A 20,694-nucleotide genomic window follows, 5' to 3' on the forward strand; every position below is an offset into this window, starting at 1 on the left:
ACACCATGGCCGACAGCCCCTACCTGTCCCGTGACGATATCAAGGCGCTGTGCCGCACACCGCGGCGCAAGGGCCAAGCCGAGTTCCTGCGCAACAACGGGATCCGGCACTATCTGGACGCCCACGGGTGGCCAGTGGTGCTGTGGTCCGCGATCGAGGGCAAGCCGGAGCCAAAGACGCCGCCGGCGACGGAATGGAAACCGAACAAGGCAGCAGCGTGATGGGAAGGAAACCGAAGAAGCCGGGGGCAATCCCCCGGTTCCGCCCCCGGAAACAGAAATCCGGCGTGGTGCACTACTACTACGACCACGGCGGCAAGCCTCGCAAGGAAACTGCGCTGGGCAGCGACTACGGCCTGGCCATCCAGAAGTGGGCCGAGCTCGAGCGCGCGGCGACGATACCGACCGATGCGAAGCTAACGTTCCGTCAGGCCGCCGAGCGGTACCGCATCGAGGTGATTCCGACCAAGGCCGAGGGAACGCGAAAGGCTAACCTGCGCGAGCTGGACACGCTGCTGAAGTTCTTCGATGACCCGCCGGGCCCGCTCGATGCCATTCGACCGACGCACGTTTTCAACTTCCTGCAGTGGCGCCGCGCTGCGCCGGTCAGCGCGAACCGTGAGAAATCGCTGCTGTCGCACCTGTGGAACTGGTGCCGCAAGAAGGGCTACACCGATCTGCCGAACCCATGCGCGGGCGTTAACCGCAATCGCGAGGACGGTCGCGACGTGTACGTGGAGGACGACGTGCTGCAGCGTGTGTACGACGCTGCGGACCAGGTGCTGAAAGACGCGATGGACTTGGCCTACCTGACCGGCCAGCGACCGGCGGACGTGCGCGAGCTGGACCGCCGCAACATCAAGGACGGAGTGCTGGTGTTGCGCCAGAGCAAGACGAAGATGCAGATGCGCATCGCCATTACCGGCGAGCTGAAGGTGCTGATCGACCGCCTGCTGTCGAGGAAGCGGCCGGACGATGCACCGATCAGCACGCGCCTGCTGCTGGGCGAGGACTGGCTACCGATCGGCAAGGACGCACTGCGCTACCGCTTCGATCGGGCGCGCGAGCGTGCCGGCATCCCGAAGGACCAGTTCCAGTTCAGAGATCTGCGCGCCAAGGCCGGCACCGATAAGGCCGATTCGGCTGGCGATATTCGGAAGGCACAGCAGCAGCTCGGCCACCAGTCGGTGACCACCACAGAGATCTATGTGCGGAAGCGCCGCGGTGCGTTGACCAGCCCGACAAAGTGAATTGCGGAGCGGTCGATATTTTGCGGAGCGATGGGTAAGGGCTGAAACCCTTGGTGCATATGGTGGGCCGTGTAGGATTCGAACCTACGACCAAAAGATTAAAAGTCTTCTGCTCTACCGACTGAGCTAACGGCCCATTGCACTGCCCCAGCCTTTCGGCGGGGTGGGCATTCTACCCTACTTTGCCGGGCCGGGTGAAACCCTGGTGCATGAGGTTGCCGGCCAGCGGCCGGCACTACCACGATCTGGGCCGCCGGCTTAAACCTTCCGGGCCTCCGTCGCATCCCATCTGTGATCCTTCCCCGGAGCCACGGATGCGCCTGCCCTTCTGCCTCATTGCCGCCCTGCTGCTGCCCTGCGCAGCACTGGCCGCCCCGCCCCAGGTCGTCACTGATGATATCGGCCGCTTCTGGGCTACCTATGACGCCGTGCGCACCGAGCCCGACGTTGAACGCCAGGTCGCACTGGTGCAGGAGCGCTACATCGATCCAGGCAGCCCCGGCCTGCATGCGCTGATGCAGGTGCGCAACTACACCGCTCGCGAATACGCCACGGCCATGCGTACGTGGCCGCGCTTCTGGACGTCGGTACGGCCATTGACCGCCAACGCGCAGCAGGCCAGCGCCACCCTGGAACGGGACCTGGCTGCGTTCCGGGAGCTTTACCCCGCCCTGCGCCCCGCCAACATCACCTATGCGGTCGGTGTTCTGCGTACCGGCGGCACGACGCTGGGTGACAAGGTGCTGATCGGAGCGGAGATGGCGCTGGGCGATGAGCGCGTGGACGTGAGCGAGCTGCCGGAGCCGACGCGCAGCCGCCTGCGGATCTTCTACGACAGCCGTCCGGGGGCGAACAACGCGCAGAACAACCTGCACGAGTACGTGCATACGCAGCAACGCGAGACCACCGGCAGCCTGGCCCAGTACGCGGTGCGCGAGGGTGTGGCCGAGTATGTGGCGGAGCGCATCAGTGGGCGCCGGCCGGCATTACCCTTCTACGACTACGGCGCAACACACGAAGCGGAAATCCGCACGCGCTTCATTGCTGAGATGAACGGGGAAAATCTCGACAACTGGCTCTACAACAGCGCCCGCAATCCGTTCGGGGTGAGTGATGTGGGGTACTACGCCGGGTATCGCATCGCGCAGGGGTACATGCGGCAGCAGGCCGATGAGAAGGCGGCGATCGCACGGATGATCGAACTGGACTATGCCGATCCGGAGGCGGTGCGGGCGTTTATTGACGCGTCGGGGTGGTTGCGGCAGCGGTAGGCCAAGGAGTGCGAACCAACGGTTCGCACCCACCGAGAGAGTGATTGCGCGGTCAGGCGTACAGCGTCGGGTCGGCTACGCCGGCCTCGGTGAAGCCCTGCGCGCGCAGGCGGCAGGCATCGCAGTGGCCGCAGGCGGCGCCGTTGGCGTCGGCGTTGTAGCAGGACACGGTCAGGCCGAAGTCCACGCCCAGGCGCACGCCTTCGCTGACGATCTGGCCCTTGCTGAGGAACTGCAGCGGTGCGTGCACCTTGATGCCCGCGCCTTCCACGCCCGACTTGGTGGCCAGGTTGGCCAGCGCCTGGAACGCGGCCACGAACTCGGGACGGCAGTCCGGGTAGCCGGAGTAGTCCACGGCGTTGACGCCGCAGAAGATGTCGTTGGCGCCGAGCACTTCGGCCCAGCCCAACGCCAGCGACAGCATGATGGTGTTGCGTGCCGGCACGTAGGTGACCGGAATGCCGGCACCGCCGGCCTCGGGCACGTCGATGTCGTCGGTCAACGCCGAGCCGCCGATGCTGCGCAGGTCCACGTCCACGGTCTTGTGCGCGATAACGCCCTGGGCCTTGGCCACGCGGGCGGCGGCATCCAGTTCGGAAGTATGGCGCTGGCCGTAGCGCACGCTCAGGGCATGCACGGCGAAGCCCTGTTCCTGGGCCATGGCGATGACGGCGGCTGAATCCATGCCGCCGGAGAGAAGCACGACTGCCTTCTTCATGGGTAAAACATCCGGTTGGGAGGGGAAAGCCAGCACGCTGTCCCGCGCCGGAGCTACATCAGGGAACGCTGCCTGGGCTCATCGGCCCGGCTCATCGTTCCACAGGATTTTATGCAACTGCATCTGGAAGCGCACCGGCAGCCGGTCCTCGACGATCCAGTCGGCCAGCTGGCGCGGGGTGATCTCACCCTTGCTCGGCGAGAAGAACACGGTGCAACGCTTCACCAGATCGTGCTCGGCCAACAGGGACTTGGCCCAGTCGTAATCCTCGCGGCTGCAGATGACGAACTTGATCTGGTCGCGGGCGGTCAGCAACGGCAGGTTGTCCCAGCGGTTGCGCGCCACTTCGGCCGAACCCGGGGTCTTGATGTCGACCACGCGCGATACCCGGGAGTCCACGACGCTGACGTCCAGCGCACCGGAGGTTTCCAGCGAGACATCCATGCCGGCGTCGCACAGCTTCTGCAGCAGTACCAGGCAGCGCTTCTGCGCCAGCGGCTCGCCACCAGTCACGCAGACGTGGCGCACGCCCTGGGCCAGCACCTCGGCCACGATGTCGTCGATGTCCCACCAGGTGCCGCCATGGAAGGCATAGGCGGTGTCGCAGTACTGGCAACGCAGCGGGCAGCCGGTCAGGCGCACGAACACGGTCGGCCAGCCGGCGGTATCGGCTTCGCCCTGCAGCGAGGTGAAGATCTCGGTGATCTTCAGGCGTGGCAGGGGCGACTGCACGATCTCACTGGGCGTGGCGGCGGCGCTGGACGAGGTAACGGCGGTCATGGCGGGGACTTCTTGGTGGGACACGTGGCGGGTGGGCTACCGTGGCCGGTAACGAAAGCAGCCGAGCATGGCTCGGCTCTACAACTGCAGCCGGTCGGGTGTGGCCCAGCCGGTAATGCAAGCCGCCGGGCATGGCCCGGCGCTACCGGATCCGGGCGGGTTTGCCGGTCCGGAAACGAAAGCAGCCGAGCGTGGGCTCGGCTCTACAGGGCACCCATTGTACGCCCGGTCAGCGGATCAGCGGATCTGCTTGCCGAGGCGGATCGACTGCAGGCGGTCCTGCGCGGTGCGCGCGGCGTCCGAGCCGGGGTACTGCGCCACGACGGTCTCCAGCGTCTGCTGGGCCTGGTCGACCTTGCCCTCGCCATACTGCGAGAGGCCAACCTTGAGCAGGCCGCCTGCGGCCTTGTCGTGGGTCGGATAGCGCGAGAGCAGTTCACGGAACTGGGTCTCCGCCATCGGGAAATTGCGGGTGGCGTAGTAGCTCTCGCCCAGCCAGTACAGCGCGTTCGGCGCGTAGACGCCGTTCGGGTACAGCTGCAGGAAGCTCAGGAACAGCTGCGCCGAATCATCGTACTTGCCGGCCTTCAGCGAATCGAAGGCGACGTTGTAGGAGGTGCGCTCGTCGCCGGTGGCGGCAAGGCTGCCGGCATCACCATGGACGGAAGGCGGCCGCTCGGAAGTGGCCGCCGCTGCGGGTTTTGCCGGGGCCGGGGCGGCCTTCGGCGCGCTCGCCGGAACGGGCGGCAGGGCCGGGGCGGCATTGCCCCCTTCCAACCGGTTCAGGCGGCTGTCCAGATCCAGGTACTGGTCCTGGGCGGACTGCTTGAGCTGGGCGTTGTCGTGCTGCAACTGCTCGATCGAGGCCTGCAGGCTGGTGACCTGCTGCCGCAGCTGATTGATCTGGTTCAACAGGTCCTGGTTGGCACTGTTGTTGTACATCTGCTGCTCGATCGCGCCAACGCGGTCGGCCAGGCTCTGTCGCTGTGCATGCGCCGGTGCGGCAGCCACGAGGGCTGCCGCAACGACCAGCATCAGTTTGATGCCAATACGCATGGATTACTGCGCGGTGTAGACGATTTCGACGCGACGGTTCTGCGACCAGCAGGACTCGTTCGACTCGGTGCAGACCGGACGCTCTTCACCGTAGGACACGACGGTCAGCTGCGAAGCCGAGCCACCGTTGGCCTGCAGGGCCGAGTTGACGCCGTTGCCACGACGCTCGCCCAGGGCCTGGTTGTACGCGCGCGAACCGCGCTCGTCGGTGTGGCCCTGCAGGGTGATGCGCGAGGACGGACGGTCACGCAGGTACTTGGCGTGGCACGCCATGATGGCCTGGAATTCCGGCTTCACGTCTTCCTTGTCCAGGTCGAAGTAGACAACGCGCTGGCGCAGGCAAGCGTCGGTGTCCAGGTCGCCCGGGCCGTACAGGCCGGAGGTCGACGGAGCGGTCGGGGTGGTGGTCGAGGTGCCGGTGTCAACCGGGGCTGCCGGATCTTCCTTCACCTTCTTCGAGCAACCGGCCAGGACGGCCACAGACAGCAGGGAAACAAGCAGAACGCGGGTGGACTTGTTCATGGCGATACCTTTGTGGCTCCTAGGCCGATGAGGGGTTCAAGACAGCGAAAATATTAACACTCTTTTAGCGCTGGGTACGGTATGGGGACCATGCCGGTTCGCGCACATCTCCGTCAGCCAGAACCAACCGCTGGCGCACGCGCGCATCGGCAGAAACGGCGTACAGCACACCACGGCCACCCTCGCGGGCGGCGTACAACACCATGCTTGCGTTGGGCGCAAAGCTCGGAGATTCATCCAGCGAACCCGGGGACAGCGTGCTCCAGCGGGGCGAACCCAGCGAGCTGTCCATCATCGCGATCTTGTAGCTGTTGCCCGAGCCCTGGGCGACGGCGATCTTCTTGCCATCGTAGGACACCGAGGGCTTGGCATTGTAGTTGCCCTGGAAGGTCACGCGCTCGGCGCTGCCGCCGCCCGCACCGACCTTGTAGACCTGCGGACGGCCGCCGCGGTCGGAGGTGAAGTACACCGCGCTGCCGTCCGGTGCCCAGGTCGGCTCGGTATCGATGGCGAAGTGGTTGGTCAGCTGGGTCAGCTGCTTGCTGCCCAGGTCCATCACGTAGATTTCCGGGTTACCCGAACGCGACAGGGTCAGGGCCAGCTTGCGGCCGTCCGGCGAGAACGCCGGGGCGCTGTTGATGCCGCGGAAGCTGGTGACCAGCTCACGCGCACCGGTGCCGATGTTCTGGATGTAGATGGCCGAATTGCCACGCTCGAAGCTGACGTAGGCCAGCTTGCTGCCATCCGGGCTCCACGACGGCGACAGCAGCGGCTCGGCCGAACGCACGATGGTCTGCGGGTTGTAGCCATCGGAGTCGGCCACCATCAGCGCGTAGCGCATGGCGTCGCCCTTGCCGCTGGCGGTCACGTAGGCGATGCGGGTCCAGAAGGCGCCACGGACACCGGTGATCTTCTCGTAGATGGCGTCGGCCATCTGGTGGGCGACGTCACGCATGGCGTTGCCACGGGCGGTCATGGCCAGGCCCAGCAGGCGCTCGCCCTTCGGTACGTCGAACAGTTCGTACTCGACACGGTAGGCGCCGGCACCGGCGTCGAGCACGCGGCCGACCACGATGTAGTTCTGCTTCAGCGCGCGCCAGGTGGCGAACTGGATGTCGCCGCCCCGCACGGGCTTTTCGACGATCTGTGCTTCCGGCAGCGTGCGGAACTGGCCCGAACGCTCGAGGTCGGCGCGGACCACGCCGGCGACGTCGGTCTGCGGTGCAGCCGCCGAACCCTGGTAGGGCATCGGCACGATGGTGATCGGCAGCGCGGAGGCATTGCCGCCGATAATGTCGATATCCAGCCCCTTCTGCTGCGCGACGGCAGCAAAGGGCAGCAACAGGGCCGCAAACACGGCAAGCCAGCGAGGCATCTTTTTCATGGAGCGCTCAATAGGGGGAAACCGGAACGAGGGATAACAAAGCGGGAGTGAACCGCTTCGCAATCATGAACCAAGGGTACGTGAATTCCGGGTCAGTTCCAGCCCGTCCTCTCACGCACCGTTAACGTCGTGGCTAACATCGCACCGCCTGCCCCGGCCACACCGCCCCGCAGGGTGGTATTCCACAGCAGCCCCCAGCCTGCCCGGTCGAAACCGGGCCCGCCAGAGGCAAGCGCGACATCCGTGGGCGCAGGTGACCCGAGAGCCACCTTGCCCTGCCCGCCTCAGCGATCCTGGGCAGTAAAGGTGAAGTTGAGCGTGCGTGCGAACACAGACTCGAAGCCGCGGTACGGCAGCGGCTGCGCGTTGAGCACGGCGGCCTCGATCGAACGCTTGCCGGCCTCGTCGTACGGGCAGTTCGGGCTGACCTTGGCCTGCATCACCGTGCCCCCCGGAATCTGGGTGATGGTGATCTGGCAACGCTGGCCGAGCGGCACCGTATCCGGGCGCACCCACTGCGACAGCACCTTGGCCTGGATCGCGGCCGCGTACTTGGCCGAAAGATCATCGCTGTTGCCACCGCCACCGGCGGCCGGCTGGGAGGCACCGCTGGAACCGGCAGCGGCACTGCCGGCAGCATTACGCGCGGCTGCCACCTGGCGCAGCTTCTGCTCGGCCAGCTTGGCTTCCTTCTCGGCCTGCTCGCGGCGGGCGCGGATCTCGGCGATCTTCTTCTGCTTCTCGGCCTCGGCCTTGTCAGCCGCCACGCGCTCCTGCTCGGCCTGCTTCTTCTTTTCGTCCGCTTCCTGCTGCTTGGCCAGGCGCAGCTTCTGCTCCGCTTCTTCCTGGCGCTTGCGTTCGGTCAGGTCGATCTGCTCCTGGCGGCGCTTGGCTTCCTGTTCCTGCTTGGCCTTCTCTTGCGAGATGGCCAGCGCGCTCACCGCTTCCTGGTCCTTGGTGTCCGGCTGCGCGACACGCTCCTGCGCCTGTTGCTGCTGCGGCGTGGGGGCGTCCTGCGGGCGCGGCTCGGGAATCGGCTGCGGCGGCGGGATGGTGTCTTCCGGCACCGGGATCGGCTCGGCCACCGGCGGCGGCAGGTCTTCCAGCTTTTCCGACTGGCGCAGGGCCTGGCGTGCAGCGGAGGCCTCGGACGCGGACAGCGCCAGGCTGGCCTCGACCGAGGGATCGCCGGCGGCGGCATCGGTGTTGCGCTCGGGCGACCAGAACCAGGCCACGATGAACACCAGCGCGACCAGCAGGTGCACCAGCAACGCCAGCGCCAGGGGCAAGCCCCAGCCGGGTTCGCGCTGATGCGGGGGTGGCAGGGCGTCAGCGTGCATCGGTGGCCAGGCCTACCTTGTCTACCTTGGCGCGCTTGATCACATCCATTGCAGCAATGACCTTTTCATAGGCCACGGCGCGGTCGGCGGCGACGATCACGCGCACGCCCTTGTCCTGGGCGGCGATGCCGGCCAGACGGCCTTCCAGTTCCTCGGCCGACACGGCGGTCGGGTCCTTGGCGTCGGGCAGCTTCAGGCTGAGCTGGCCGTCCTGGCGCACCGAGACGATCACCGGATCCTGCTTGCTCTCCAGTGCCTTGGCGTTGGACTGCGGCAGGTCGACGTCGAAGCTCAGGGTGAGCAGCGGTGCGGTGACCATGAAGATGATCAGCAGCACCAGCATGACGTCGATGTAGGGAACGACGTTGATTTCCGATTTCAGCTTGCGGCGCTTGCGGCGACCGATGGCAGCGGACATGGCTTGGACTCCCGGGTCAGGCGCTTACTCGTCGCCAGCGCTCTGGCGCTGCAGGATGGAGCTGAACTCTTCGGCGAAGGTCTCGAACCGCACCGACATGCGCTCCACGCGCGTGGTGAAGCGGTTGTAGGCCCACACCGCCGGGATCGCCACGAACAGGCCGATGGCGGTGGCGAACAGTGCCTCGGAGATGCCCGGCGCGACGGCGGCGATGCCGGCCTGCGCACCGCTGCTGATCATGTCGTGCATGGTCACCATGATGCCGAACACGGTACCGACCAGGCCCACGTAAGGCGCGGTCGAGCCGATGTTGGCCAGCAGTTCCAGGTTGCGCTCAAGCTGGTCCACTTCGCGGGTGTAGGTGGTGCGCATGGCACGCTGTGCGCCTTCCAGCTGGGCACGGCCGTCCAGGCGGCGCTTGTCGCGCAGGCGGGTGTACTCGCGGAAGCCGGCTTCGAAGATGGCTTCCAGGCCGCCGACATTGCGGCTGCGGTCGGTGGCCGAGCTGTACAGCTTGCCCAGGTCCGCACCGGACCAGAAGCGGTTCTCGAACTCGTCGGCTTCGCGGGTGGCCTGCTTGAACACGCGGGCCTTGCGGAAAATGATCACCCAGCTGACGAACGAGCCGACCAGCAGCAGCAGCACGATGATCTTCACCGGCAGGCTGGCCTTGGCCATCAGTTCGAGGTAGTTGATGCCGCCGCCGGTGGTGGCCTGGGCAAGGGTCTGTGTCGCGGCGTTGCTGACATCGGCCGGCAGTGCCTCGGTGACCGTGGCCTGCAGGGCCAGGAGCGTTGCGATCATCCGTTGTTCCTCAGTGTTCGGATTCGGGGTGGAGGTGGGGTTGCAGCACGGCAAGGACGGCCTCGTCCATGCCACGCGGGCGGAAACTGGCCGCTTCCAGTGCGGCGATGCGGACCTGCGCCGACAGCAGCAGCTCGCCGTCGCGCAGGATCTGCTGGTCGAAGACCATGCTGGCCTTCTTCAGCTGGACCAGACGGGCACTCACCTGCAGGGTGTCATCCAGCCGTGCCGGCTTGATGAAATCCATCTGCATCGAGCGCACCGCGAAGACCATCCCGTGCTCGGCGCGCATGCGCTCCTGGCCGTAGCCCAGCGCACGCATCCATTCGGTCCGGGCCCGTTCCATGAAAGCCACGTAGCGGGCGTGGTAGACCACGCCACCTGCGTCGGTATCTTCCCAGTAAATGCGTGTCGGCCAACTGAATCGGGGCTCAACCGACATCGGGAACCTCCGCGAACAGGTCCTGCGGCGGGTTCTTCGGCTTCAGGCCCATGTGCCGGTAGGCCTTGTGGGTGGCCATGCGGCCACGCGCGGTGCGCACCAGGAAGCCCTGCTGGATCAGGTACGGCTCGACCACGTCTTCCAGCGTGCCGCGCTCTTCAGACAGCGCCGCCGCCAGCGATTCGATGCCGACCGGGCCGCCGTCGAAGTAGTCGACCATGGTCTTGAGCAGGCGCCGGTCAAGCTCGTCGAAGCCCTCCGGGTCGACCTTGAGCATCTTCATCGCGGCCTGGGCCACGGCCTCGTCGATGTGGCCACCGGCCTTCACCTGCGCATAGTCGCGCACGCGGCGCAGCAGGCGGTTGGCGATACGCGGGGTGCCACGCGCGCGGCGCGCGATCTCCCCTGCCCCATCGGCGGTGCAGTCGATGGCCAGGATGGCTGCCGAGCGGCGCACGATCCGGGTCAGCTCCTCGACACTGTAGAACTCCAGGCGCTGGACGATGCCGAAGCGGTCGCGCAACGGCGCGGTCAGAAGGCCAGCACGGGTGGTGGCACCGATCAGGGTGAACGGCGGCAGGTCGATCTTGATCGAGCGGGCGGCGGGGCCCTCGCCGATCATGATGTCGATCTGGAAATCTTCCATCGCCGGGTACAGCACTTCCTCCACCACCGGCGACAGGCGATGGATCTCGTCGATGAACAGCACATCGTGCGGCTGCAGGTTGGTCAGCAGCGCGGCGAGGTCGCCGGCCTTCTCGATCACCGGGCCGGAGGTGACCCGCAGGGCCACGCCCAGCTCGTTGGCGATGACATGGCTGAGGGTGGTCTTGCCCAGGCCGGGCGGCCCGAAGATCAGCACGTGGTCGAGCGCGTCGCCGCGCCCCTTGGCCGCCTGGATGTAGATCTCCATCTGCTCGCGCACCGGCACCTGGCCGAGGTAGTCGGCAAGGCGCTTGGGGCGGATGCTGGCGTCGGCGGCGTCATCCTCGCGGGTGGCGCCGGCGCCGATGATGCGGTCGTCGGTCATGTGCTGATTATGCGGCAAAAGCGCGGGTTTCGGCCGGGCTGCGCCCGGCACCCGCAGAAGCAACTACAACGGCCGGAGCAACAGCCAAAGCTGAGTTCCTGGGGAATGGCGGGGTGGGTCCGCTTGCGGGGGACGCTGCAAGTACGTCCATGTAAGCTCGGTCGCCGCATCCATGCGGCTCACGCCCCCGCAAGCGGACCCACCCCGCCTTCGACAGTTTCCTGCGGCCTGTCGGAACGGCGTTCTGCTTTAGTGGGTGCCGACCGTTGGTCGGCACGGTAGATCCAGGCGTGGAGGAAACTGGAGAGCAGAGTGGGCCAAGCTTCAAGCGCGCGGCATCTCCGCAAGTGGAGCCCCCTTGTTGTTCAAGGGGGCGCGCCGACAGGCGGGGGGTTAAGGTGGAATGCGCGGAACGCCGGCGCCCAAGGCGCCTGCGTTTCAAGGGGGCGCGCCGACAGGCGCGGGGATAAGGTGGAATGCGCGCGGGACCCACGGTTTGCGCAGCAGATCGTGGGACGTAGCGCAGGTGGAGATTAAATCTCCACCTGCGCGCCCAGTTCCACCAATCTGTTGCCCGGAATCCGGAAGAAGCCCGTGGCAGGAGCGGCGTTCCTGTGCATCAGCGCGAACAGCTTGTCGCGCCAGATCGGCATGCCACGGTTGGCGGTGGCGACGATGGTTTCGCGGCTGGCGAAGAAGGTGGTGTCCATCGGGTCGAAGTAGATGCCGCCGTGGTCGCACGAGCGCATCAGCGCCAGCGGTACGTCCGGGGTCTCCATGAAGCCGAAGCGCACGTAGACGCGGTAGAACTCGTCGCCCACCGATTCGATCTTCAGCCGCTGCCCTTCCATCGCATAGGGAATGGGCAGGGTTTCCACGTGCAGGAACACGTTGCGCTCGTGCAGCACCTTGTTGTGCTTGAGGTTGTGCATCAGCGCATGCGGAGCCACGGTCGGGTCGGCGGTGAGGAATACCGCGGTGCCCGGCACGCGTACCGGCGGCGCCAGCATCAGGCCTGGCAGGAAGGTATCCAGGCGGATGCCGTCCTTGCGGATCTCATCGCGCAGCAGCTCGCGGCCACGGCGCCAGGTGCGCATCATGGTGAACAGGAAGATGCCCAGCACCACCGGGAACCAGGCGCCCTGCAGCAGCTTGGCGCCGTTGGCGATGACGAAGCCGAGGTCGATGACGAAGAACACCACGCACAGCGGCAGGATCCACTTGCGCGCCTTCGGCCACAGCGAGCGCGCCACCAGGGCCAGCAGCAGGGTGTCGATCAGCATGGTGGCCGACACCGAGATGCCGTAGGCCACCGCCAGGTTGGACGAGCTGCGGAAGGCCAGCACCAGGCCGATCACCATCACCGCGATACCCCAGTTGATTCCCGGGATGTAGATCTGGCCGATGGTGTCGTGCGAGGTGTGCTTGATCCGCATGCGCGGGATGTAGCCCAGCTGCATGGCCTGGCGCGAGACCGAGAACGCGCCGGTGATGACCGACTGCGAGGCAATCACCGCGGCCATGGTGGCCAGGATGATCATCGGATACAGCGCCCACGACGGCACCGCTTCGAAGAACGGATTTTTCACCGCCTCGGGGTGGTTGAGCACCAGCGCACCCTGCCCCAGGTAGTTCAGCACCAGGCACGGCAGCACGAAGAAGTACCAGGCGTGGCGGATCGGCTTGGCACCGAAGTGGCCCATGTCGGCGTACAGCGCCTCACCGCCGGTCACTGCCAGCACCACCGCACCGAGGATGAAGATGCTGTGCCAGCCATGCTCCATGAAGAAGCGGATTGCCCACCACGGGTTGAACGCCTTCAGCACTTCCGGTGCATCGACGATGTTGTAGATGCCGATCGCCGCCAGCGAAATGAACCAGATCGAGGTGATCGGCCCGAACAGCTTGCCGATCTTCGCGGTGCCGAAGCGCTGTACCGCGAACACGGCCAGCAGTACCACCACGGTGATCGGAACGATGAAGGCGTGCAGTCCTGGCGCGGCAACTTCCAGGCCTTCCACCGCACCCAGCACCGATATCGCGGGGGTGATCACGCCATCGCCGAAGAACAGCGAGGCACCGAAGATGCCGAGGATGCCGACCACATAGGCCGAGCGCGACCCGTTGCGCAGCGTGCGCTGGGTCAGCGCCATCAGCGCCATGATGCCGCCCTCGCCGTCGTTGTCGGCGCGCATGATGATGGTCACGTACTTCAGCGTGACCACGATGTTCAACGCCCAGAACGCCAGCGACAGCACGCCCAGCACGGTGTCGTGGTCACTGTTGAGCCCGTAGTGCGGCGAGAACGCCTCCTTCAGGGTGTACAGCGGGCTGGTACCGATATCGCCGAAGACCACGCCGATCGCACCGATGATCAGCGCCAGGCCTCCGGCTGGAGGGGCGTGACCATGACCGCCTGGGGCGGCCGCGTGCGGGGTTTGACTGCTGGACATGGGACTCCTGGCGAGGCTCAGGCGGTGGGTTGGGGGAAAGGAAGGCGGGTCAGCGCAGTGCCGACTGCAGCGCCTTGCGGATCACGGTGGCCACTTCGTCACCTTCGTTGAAGGCATCGCGGGCCATGCGCGCCGCTTCGGCCGGCTTGTAGCCCAGCTGCTGCAGGGCCACGGTGGCATCGGAGAGCGGGTCGGCCGGGGCCGGGCCACTGCCGGTCGGCAGCGCGCCGCCGGCACCGAACTGCGCCGCGCGGTCGCGCAACTCCAGCACCATGCGCTCGGCGGTCTTCTTGCCGATGCCCGGAATGCGGGTCAGCGCGGTGATGTCACCGGCCTGGACCATGCGCGCGAATTCCTCGACGGTGACGCCGGACAGCACGGCCAGCGCGATCTTCGCGCCGATGCCACTGACCTTCTGCACGTCGCGGAACAGGCGCCGCTCACCTTCGCGCAGGAAGCCGTACAGCGAGACGCTGTCTTCCTTCTGCGAGTAATGGGTGTACAGGGTGACCTCGCGGCCGAGCTCGGGCAGGTCGTAGAAGGTGCTCATCGGCGCCTCCAGCTCGTAGCCCACTCCGTTCACGTCCACCACCAGCCACGGCGGCGCCTTGTAGGCGACGATGCCGCGCAGTCGACCGATCATTGCGTGCAGCTCCTCATTTGCGGCCCCACGCCTGGCGGGCACTGAGCCCCAGGCGGTTGGCCGTTGCCCTTACGTGGGCATGGGTGATCGCCACTGCCAACGCGTCGGCCGCGTCGGCCTGCAGCTTGGTTTTCAGGTTGAGCATGAGCCCGACCATGTGTTGAACCTGTTGCTTTTCGGCGCCACCGCGCCCGACCACCGCCAACTTGATCTCGCTGGCGGCGTATTCGTGCACCGGCAGGTCACGCAGCACCACGGCGGAAATCGCCGCGCCACGGGCCTGGCCCAGCTTCAGCGCCGAATCAGGGTTGCGGGCCATGAACACGCGTTCGATGGCCACTTCCTGCGGCTGGTACTCGCGGCACAGGTCAGCCAGGCCCAGCACCAGCAGCTTCATGCGCTGCGGGAAATCGTCGGCGCCGAGCAGCACCAGCGGCTGGTGGTGCACGTGGCTGACACGGCCGGTGGCGTCGACATCGATGATGCCGACCCCGGTCCGCTGCGAACCGGGGTCGATGCCGAGGATGCGGGTCATGCTGCACTCCTGGCGGGGCGGAACGGGAGGCGCTGGCAGGCGTATGGGCTCATGACTGTCCGCGGTGACCGTTCAACGGCCCGCGCCCAGGCCGTCGAGGACGGCTCAGGCGTAGGCGTCGGCGCCGAGTTCGGCGTTGGAGTACACGTCCTGCACGTCGTCCAGGTCTTCAAGCATGTCCAGCAGCTTCTTGACCTGCAGGGCAACCTCGCCCTCGACCTTGATGTCGTTGTCCGCGCGGAAGGTGATTTCGGCGTGGTCGGCGACATGGCCAGCGGCGGCCATCGCATCCTTGACCGCGTTGAACGCGTCAGGGCTGGTGACCACGTCGATCGAGCCGTCGTCCGGGTAGACCACGATGTCATCGGCGCCGGCCTCGATGGCCGCTTCGGTGATGGCTTCCTCGTCGGCACCCGGGGCGAAGCTGAGCACGCCCAGGCGCTTGAACATGAAGGCCACCGAGCCTTCGGTGCCCATGTTGCCGCCGCACTTGCTGAACGCATGGCGGACATCGGCCACCGTGCGCACGCGGTTGTCGGTCAGGCAGTCGACGATCACCGCCACGCCACCCGGGGCGTAGCCCTCGTAGCGGATTTCCTCGTAATCGACGCCTTCCAGTTCACCGGTAGCCTTCTTGATGGCGCGCTCGATCACGTCCTTGGACATGTTCACGGCCAGGCCCTTGTCCACGGCCACTCGCAGGCGCGGATTGTTGTTGGGGTCGCCTCCACCGCCGCGCGCGGCAACGCCGATCTCGCGGATGATCTTGGTGAAAATCTTGCCGCGCTTCGCGTCGGACGCGTTCTTGCGGGCTTCGATGGAGGGGCCTCTACCCATGGGTGCTACCGTCTGGCTGCTTCAGGATCAAGGCGCGGATTCTACCTGATCGGGGGCGGCAACCGTGTCTAGGGCCGAAGGGATATCGGGAAGGCGCCATCCACGCATGGCGTGGATCTACTGCCGCCGGGCATGGCCCGGCGCTACCGAGAGTGCACCGCCCTGCCCGGCGAACCGCCTTACGCAGCGGCGGCGTCGCGGCTGTGATCGAACTGGCCGTGGCGCAGGAAATGCGCGGTCTGCCGCGCGGCATCGGGCGATACCACCAGGCCACTGTGGCTGGTGCGCACCACGCAATGGTCGGCCAGGCCCGGCAGTCGTGTCTCGGCCAGGGCCACGGTACCGTCGGAGGCATCGTCGATGGCGCCCAGCAGGCTGCCCAGCCCGTGCGGCACCGAACCGGCGATCAGGCCAACCTCGGCCCTGCCCTGCCAGTCCGGCAGGCCATCGAGCAGCAGATCGCTGCTGCGCCCCAACGCCAGGCCCCAGCCGTGCTCGGACAGCGAACGCGCAGTGCCACTGCCGCGCAGCGGCGAGCCCAGGCAGACCACGCGCTGCACGTCAAGCTGCGGCTGGCGGCGCAAGGCCTCCAGCGCCAGCAATCCCCCCAGGCTGTGGCCGACCAGCGACAACGGGCCGGCATCGGCCAGCCGCTCCAGCAGCTGCGGCACGGCCACGTCGGGGCCACCGAACACCGAGGAGTAACCGAACGCGTGCACCTGGAAACCACGCGCGCGCAGGCGCCAGGCCAGCGGCCCGACCCAGGCACGGGCATTCCAGATGCCATGCAGCAGCAATACGGGGGGAGTCATGCAAACAGCCTGGCGGTCAGCGGGGCGGAAACGTACGGTGATTGAACACGCGCGCGCAGCAAGCGGCGGTGAACGTCAGGTCGCGCGCGGTGCGCGGCGCAGGATGAACTCGAGGTCCTGGGTATCACCGACCGGGAACAGGTACTCGCCGGCCTTCTCGAATCCATAGCGGGCGTAGAAACGCTGTGCGCCGAAGTTCTCCGACCACACGCCCAGCCACAGCGTGCGCGGGCCTTCGTGTTCCAGCCAGGCCAGCGCGGTTTCCAGCAGGCGGCTGCCCCAGCCGCAGCTCTGCTGCGTCTTGATCAGGTACAGGCGCTTGAGTTCGCCGTCACCGGGCTTCACGTCCGGGTGCGGCAAGCCACAGGGGCCGGCGGCGGCATGGCCGACCGCCTCTCCGTCCAGCTCCAGCAGCCACACCGCGTAATCGGGGTGGGCCAGGATCACGCGCTGGCGCTCGACCGTGTAGGCCTCCTCGAGGAAGGCCTGCAGGTCCTGCGGCGGATACAGATGGCCGAAGGTTTCGGTGAACGTGCGGGCAGCCAGCGCCGACAGGGTCGGCGCGTCGTCCACGGTGGCGCGGCGGATCGAATACATGCAGGAAGTTGACGTCAGGGCGAAGCGCGGGTCAAGCCTTTTCAGGCGATTCCGCTTCTTCTTCCTCGTCCTCTTCCTCGTACTCCTCTTCGTCCTCGTCCTCTTCTTCGCCTTCCTCGTCCTCGTCGTACTCTTCCTCTTCGTCGTCCTCGTAATCCTCGACGCCGAAGTCTTCACCGTCCCAACGGCCTTCGCCGTCGGCGACGAAGGTCAGGGCCATCGCCGCCGGGTTGGTTCCGACGCGAACCAGCCAACCACCGAACACGCGCGCACGCTCGGTGACCAGGGTGGCCTCGGAGCCTTCATTGCCCAGCTTTTCCCACTCCAGCGAAAACGCAAACTCGGTCATTGCCTGGATCTCCTGATCAGTTGGTCTTGGGGCGAACCTGGATGTGCACTTCGGCCAGCTGCGCGTCGACGATCGGCGACGGCGCGTCGGTCATCAGATCCTGTGCACCGGTGGTCTTCGGGAACGGGATGACGTCGCGGATCGACTCGGTGCCGGCCATCAGCGCGGCGATGCGGTCGATACCGAAGGCGATGCCACCGTGCGGCGGCGCGCCGTAGTTCAGCGCGTCGAGCAGGAAGCCGAACTTGGCGCGGGCCTCTTCGGCACCGATGCCGAGCAGTTCGAACACCGCGCTCTGCATGTCCGGACGATGGATACGGATCGAACCACCGCCGATTTCATTGCCATTGAGCACCATGTCGTAGCCGCGCGAAACGGCGGTACGGGCATTGGCACGCAGGTCGGCGATGTCGTCCACGGCCGGTGCGGTGAAGGGGTGATGCAGGGCGACGTAGCGCTGTTCTTCCTCGTCCCACTCGAACATCGGGAAGTCGGTGACCCACAGCGGTGCCCAGCCGTCGGCGACCAGGCCGAAGTCCTTGCCGGCCTTCAGGCGCAGCGCGCCCATGAAGTCGGAGACCTTGTTGTAGCCACCGGCGCCGAAGAACACGATGTCACCGTTACCGGCGCCGACATGGGCGACCAGCGCGGCGAAGGATTCCTCGCTGAAGAACTTCTGGATCGGCGAGCTGACTTCGCCGTTGTCGGCGATCTTGATGTAGGCCAGGCCCTTGGCGCCGTACTTGGCGGCATGCGCTGCGTATTCGTCGATCTGCTTGCGGCTGAGCGCTGCACCGCCCGGGATGCGCAGCGCGGCGACGCGGCCTTCGGCGTCATTGGCCGGGCCGGTGAACACGGCGAACTCGCTGTCCTTGACCAGCTCGGCCACGTCGACCAGCTCCAGCGCGATGCGCAGGTCCGGCTTGTCCGAGCCGTAACGACGCATTGCCTCGGCCCAGGTCATGCGCGGGAAGCTGGCATCCAGCTGGACGTCGACCACTTCCTTGAAGATGGCGCGGATCATGTCCTCGACGAAATCCTGCACGTCGCGCTCGCGGACGAAGGCGAATTCCATGTCCAGCTGGGTGAATTCCAGCTGGCGGTCGGCACGCAGGGCCTCGTCGCGGAAGCAGCGCGCGATCTGGTAGTAGCGGTCGAAGCCGGCCACCATCAGGATCTGCTTGAACAGCTGCGGGCTCTGCGGCAGGGCGTAGAACTCGCCCGGATGCATGCGCGCCGGCACCAGGAAGTCGCGCGCGCCTTCCGGGGTGGCCTTGGTCAGGATCGGGGTCTCGATGTCCTGGAAGCCCTTTTCGTCCAGATGGCGGCGCAGGGCCTGCACCAGCTTGATGCGGGTGCGCTGCATGCGCTGCATTTCCGGGCGGCGCAGATCCAGGTAGCGGTACTTCAGGCGGGTTTCCTCGCCCGGATTCTCGTGGGCGTGGAACGGCAGCGGCGCGGCCTTGTTCAGCACGGTGATGGCGGTGGCGATCACTTCCACCTTGCCGGTGCGCATCTTGTCGTTCACCGCGTGGCGGGCACGCACCACGCCTTCCACCTGCAGCACATCCTCGTAGCCCAGCGACGCGGCCACGGCGAACACGTCGGCGTTGTCGACTTCCACGGTCACCTGCACGATGCCTTCATGATCTCGAAGATCGATGAAGCAGACGCCGCCCTGGTTACGGGCCACGTCGGTCCAGCCGGCGAGGGTGACAGTCTGGCCAATCAGGGTCTCATCGACCAGGCCGCAGAAGTGGGTACGCATGGGGGAAGCTCCGCTGGAGAACGCCGGCACCGGATGGGGGCCGGAAAGCCTCGTATTCTGCGGCCGAGGCCCCGGCCGGGGCAAATCCGGCCAGTCACACCGGCTTGATCGCCCCCCTCCCTATAGTCGGGCACCTGCCACCGTATGGGATGCCGCCATGAAACCGCTGTCCCTGGCCAGCCTGGCCGTAACCCTCAGCCTGGGTGCCGCGGGCACCCTTGCCCTGCCCGCCCCTTCCGCGCATGCGCAGAGCGGCGTGGTCCGCTGCGAAAGCCAGAACAACCGCGAACGGGTCTGCAACACCGGCTGGCGCAATGCGCAGCTGGTGCGCCAGCTGTCCGGCTCGGACTGCGATGAAGGACGCACCTGGGGCAGCCGTAACGGCAGCATCTGGGTCACCAACGGTTGCCGCGCCGAATTCGTCGAGGCCCGCGGTGGCTGGGGCGGCGGCAATGGCGGTGGCTGGGGCGGCAACAACGGCCGGCCCGGCGAGACCATCCGCTGCGAGAGCCAGAACAACCGTGAGCGCAGCTGCCCGGTCGGTTGGCGCAATGCCCGCCTGGTCCGCCAGCTGTCCGGCAGCCCCTGCAACGAAGGGCGTACCTGGGGCGTGCGCAACGGCGCGGTCTGGGTCAGTGGCGGCTGCCGTGCCGAATTCGCCGAAGCCCGCGGCTGGGGCGGTGGTGGCGGTGGCTGGGGCGGCGGCAACAGCAATTACTCAGTTACCTGCAGCAGCAACAACAATCGCTCGCAGACCTGCGACTGGGATGAGCGTCAGGGCCGCCCGGTGCTGCAGCAGCAGCTGTCCGGCAGTGCCTGCCAGGAAGGCCGCAGCTGGGGCTACTCACGTGGCCAGGTGTGGGTGAGCAATGGCTGCCGCGCGCGTTTCGGTACGCGGTAAGTACACGGTCGGATCCCTGGCCGACGGCCAGGGCTCTGGCCCCGGTCCGGTATCCCGCATCCACACATGGCGTGGATCTACTGAGGGTCCTTCTGGGGTCGGGGCCCTCCGCATGAGGGATCCGACCCTGGGATCACGGGGCGGACGCTTTGTCGTCGCCCCACGGTGCAGGCGGCAGGGCAACCGGCTTGCTCAGGTCGAACTGCACGCGGAAGCGGCGGCCCTCCGGGCGGGTCAGCTCGTAGACAAAGGTCTGGTCGGGATCAATCTCCATCGCCCAGGTGTTGTGCGTGGAGGCCAGCATGTCGGCGCGGCGGAACATCGCCACCGAATCGGCGTCGGCGGGGAACTGCTGGCGCTCGGCGGTGCCCGGCGGCGTGCTGTCGCCACCGTAGAGGGTGATCGCGTCGGGGCTGCCGTCCTCGTGGCGATGGTCGTGCTTCAGGCGCAGGCCGGTTTCCGTACGGGTCAGCACCCAGGTCCGCGAGTGGTCATCGCCGACATGGAACGGGATGCGCAGCTCGTGTGCCGGATCGGCACAGCCGCGCACATGCATGACCAGGCGCTGCCCGGCGAACGGATCCTTGCCGGTCGGTGCCGGCGTGTCCTCCACCACCTTGCCGGCGTAAGCCTGGCCGCAATGCGCGGCGATGGCGGCCATGAAGGCATCGGCCGGTGCGGTCGCCAGATCATGGGCGACCGTATCGGAGCGCTGCGAACACGCAGCAAGGCTGAGCAGGAGGGCGGAAGCGGTGACAACGGCAGGCAGTTTCATGCCCCAACCC

23 protein-coding genes and 1 tRNA gene are annotated in these 20,694 nt (G+C 66.8%); 4 read left to right on the forward strand and 20 right to left on the reverse strand.

The annotated features are described in order from the left end of the window. Positions 1 to 5 precede the first annotated feature (5 nt). Both ACZK2R_RS17870 and ACZK2R_RS17875 read left to right on the forward strand, forming a co-directional pair. On the forward strand, positions 6 to 221 hold the full coding sequence (locus tag ACZK2R_RS17870) for a DUF4224 domain-containing protein (RefSeq protein WP_049446516.1): 216 nt from the start codon (positions 6 to 8) through the stop codon (positions 219 to 221). After that, positions 221 to 1,249 carry a site-specific integrase gene (locus ACZK2R_RS17875; RefSeq protein ID WP_123959457.1) on the forward strand — a complete coding sequence of 343 codons (1,029 nt, stop codon included), beginning with the start codon at positions 221 to 223 and terminating at the stop codon, positions 1,247 to 1,249. The genes ACZK2R_RS17870 and ACZK2R_RS17875 overlap by 1 nt, the downstream gene beginning before the upstream one ends. Before the next feature lie 60 nt (positions 1,250 to 1,309). On the opposite strand, the gene ACZK2R_RS17880 is transcribed toward ACZK2R_RS17875, so the two are convergent. After that, a tRNA-Lys gene (locus ACZK2R_RS17880) sits at positions 1,310 to 1,385 on the reverse strand. Positions 1,386 to 1,563: 178 nt separating this feature from the next. On the opposite strand from ACZK2R_RS17880, the gene ACZK2R_RS17885 reads away from it, so the two are divergent. Continuing rightward, on the forward strand, positions 1,564 to 2,520 hold the full coding sequence (locus ACZK2R_RS17885) for a DUF2268 domain-containing putative Zn-dependent protease (RefSeq protein ID WP_180837835.1): 957 nt from the start codon (positions 1,564 to 1,566) through the stop codon (positions 2,518 to 2,520). A gap of 52 nt (positions 2,521 to 2,572) precedes the next feature. On the opposite strand, the gene queC is transcribed toward ACZK2R_RS17885, so the two are convergent. The 18 genes from queC to aspS all read right to left on the reverse strand — a co-directional run bounded on the left by queC (position 2,573) and on the right by aspS (position 19,008). Further along, positions 2,573 to 3,238: a 7-cyano-7-deazaguanine synthase QueC gene (gene queC / locus ACZK2R_RS17890; RefSeq protein WP_049422913.1), complete on the reverse strand. Its 666-nt coding sequence runs from the start codon at positions 3,236 to 3,238 to the stop codon at positions 2,573 to 2,575. Between the two features lie 78 nt (positions 3,239 to 3,316). Continuing rightward, the gene (gene queE, locus ACZK2R_RS17895) at positions 3,317 to 4,018 is read right to left on the reverse strand and encodes a 7-carboxy-7-deazaguanine synthase QueE (RefSeq protein ID WP_180837834.1); all 702 of its coding nucleotides are present in this window, start codon (positions 4,016 to 4,018) and stop codon (positions 3,317 to 3,319) included. A 237-nt stretch (positions 4,019 to 4,255) separates the two neighbouring features. Then, on the reverse strand, positions 4,256 to 5,074 hold the full coding sequence (ybgF, locus tag ACZK2R_RS17900; RefSeq protein ID WP_010481611.1) for a tol-pal system protein YbgF: 819 nt from the start codon (positions 5,072 to 5,074) through the stop codon (positions 4,256 to 4,258). A gap of 3 nt (positions 5,075 to 5,077) precedes the next feature. Then, entirely contained in the window at positions 5,078 to 5,596 is a 519-nt protein-coding gene (gene pal, locus ACZK2R_RS17905) for a peptidoglycan-associated lipoprotein Pal (RefSeq protein WP_180837833.1), read from the reverse strand. Between the two features lie 64 nt (positions 5,597 to 5,660). Then, positions 5,661 to 6,980: a Tol-Pal system beta propeller repeat protein TolB gene (gene tolB, locus ACZK2R_RS17910; protein WP_032128528.1), complete on the reverse strand. Its 1,320-nt coding sequence runs from the start codon at positions 6,978 to 6,980 to the stop codon at positions 5,661 to 5,663. A 284-nt stretch (positions 6,981 to 7,264) separates the two neighbouring features. Next, positions 7,265 to 8,320: a cell envelope integrity protein TolA gene (gene tolA, locus ACZK2R_RS17915; RefSeq protein ID WP_005410750.1), complete on the reverse strand. Its 1,056-nt coding sequence runs from the start codon at positions 8,318 to 8,320 to the stop codon at positions 7,265 to 7,267. Next, on the reverse strand, positions 8,310 to 8,738 hold the full coding sequence (gene tolR, locus ACZK2R_RS17920; protein WP_049400778.1) for a protein TolR: 429 nt from the start codon (positions 8,736 to 8,738) through the stop codon (positions 8,310 to 8,312). The genes tolA and tolR overlap by 11 nt, the downstream gene beginning before the upstream one ends. Before the next feature lie 24 nt (positions 8,739 to 8,762). After that, positions 8,763 to 9,542 (reverse strand): protein TolQ, encoded by a 780-nt coding sequence (gene tolQ, locus ACZK2R_RS17925; protein WP_006438802.1) that lies wholly within the window; start codon positions 9,540 to 9,542, stop codon positions 8,763 to 8,765. Positions 9,543 to 9,552: 10 nt separating this feature from the next. Continuing rightward, positions 9,553 to 9,984, reverse strand: a complete 432-nt coding sequence (ybgC, locus tag ACZK2R_RS17930; protein ID WP_071229045.1) for a tol-pal system-associated acyl-CoA thioesterase — start codon at positions 9,982 to 9,984, stop codon at positions 9,553 to 9,555. Next, positions 9,974 to 11,014 carry a Holliday junction branch migration DNA helicase RuvB gene (gene ruvB, locus ACZK2R_RS17935; protein WP_010481595.1) on the reverse strand — a complete coding sequence of 347 codons (1,041 nt, stop codon included), beginning with the start codon at positions 11,012 to 11,014 and terminating at the stop codon, positions 9,974 to 9,976. Before ruvB ends, ybgC begins: the two co-directional genes overlap by 11 nt. Positions 11,015 to 11,547: 533 nt before the next feature. Continuing rightward, positions 11,548 to 13,467, reverse strand: a complete 1,920-nt coding sequence (locus ACZK2R_RS17940) for a potassium transporter Kup (protein ID WP_032128529.1) — start codon at positions 13,465 to 13,467, stop codon at positions 11,548 to 11,550. Between the two features lie 49 nt (positions 13,468 to 13,516). After that, positions 13,517 to 14,110, reverse strand: a complete 594-nt coding sequence (gene ruvA, locus ACZK2R_RS17945; RefSeq protein WP_005410756.1) for a Holliday junction branch migration protein RuvA — start codon at positions 14,108 to 14,110, stop codon at positions 13,517 to 13,519. A gap of 13 nt (positions 14,111 to 14,123) precedes the next feature. Then, positions 14,124 to 14,645, reverse strand: a complete 522-nt coding sequence (ruvC, locus tag ACZK2R_RS17950; protein ID WP_032128530.1) for a crossover junction endodeoxyribonuclease RuvC — start codon at positions 14,643 to 14,645, stop codon at positions 14,124 to 14,126. 105 nt (positions 14,646 to 14,750) lie between these two features. Beyond that, the gene (locus ACZK2R_RS17955) at positions 14,751 to 15,482 is read right to left on the reverse strand and encodes a YebC/PmpR family DNA-binding transcriptional regulator (protein WP_032128531.1); all 732 of its coding nucleotides are present in this window, start codon (positions 15,480 to 15,482) and stop codon (positions 14,751 to 14,753) included. Between the two features lie 179 nt (positions 15,483 to 15,661). After that, entirely contained in the window at positions 15,662 to 16,294 is a 633-nt protein-coding gene (locus ACZK2R_RS17960; protein WP_032128532.1) for an esterase/lipase family protein, read from the reverse strand. Between the two features lie 75 nt (positions 16,295 to 16,369). Then, the gene (locus tag ACZK2R_RS17965) at positions 16,370 to 16,891 is read right to left on the reverse strand and encodes a GNAT family N-acetyltransferase (RefSeq protein WP_032128533.1); all 522 of its coding nucleotides are present in this window, start codon (positions 16,889 to 16,891) and stop codon (positions 16,370 to 16,372) included. Positions 16,892 to 16,922: 31 nt separating this feature from the next. Continuing rightward, positions 16,923 to 17,240, reverse strand: a complete 318-nt coding sequence (locus ACZK2R_RS17970; RefSeq protein WP_032128534.1) for a hypothetical protein — start codon at positions 17,238 to 17,240, stop codon at positions 16,923 to 16,925. 16 nt (positions 17,241 to 17,256) lie between these two features. Next, positions 17,257 to 19,008 (reverse strand): aspartate--tRNA ligase, encoded by a 1,752-nt coding sequence (gene aspS, locus ACZK2R_RS17975; protein WP_010481582.1) that lies wholly within the window; start codon positions 19,006 to 19,008, stop codon positions 17,257 to 17,259. Between the two features lie 157 nt (positions 19,009 to 19,165). Here aspS and ACZK2R_RS17980 point away from each other — a divergent pair, with 157 nt between their 5' ends. Beyond that, positions 19,166 to 19,909 carry a DUF3011 domain-containing protein gene (locus tag ACZK2R_RS17980; RefSeq protein ID WP_032128536.1) on the forward strand — a complete coding sequence of 248 codons (744 nt, stop codon included), beginning with the start codon at positions 19,166 to 19,168 and terminating at the stop codon, positions 19,907 to 19,909. Positions 19,910 to 20,042: 133 nt separating this feature from the next. On the opposite strand, the gene ACZK2R_RS17985 is transcribed toward ACZK2R_RS17980, so the two are convergent. Then, entirely contained in the window at positions 20,043 to 20,684 is a 642-nt protein-coding gene (locus tag ACZK2R_RS17985; protein ID WP_049422905.1) for a hypothetical protein, read from the reverse strand. Between the last annotated feature and the right edge of the window lie 10 nt (positions 20,685 to 20,694).

This window comes from Stenotrophomonas sp. 96582_Sma (assembly GCF_056480905.1).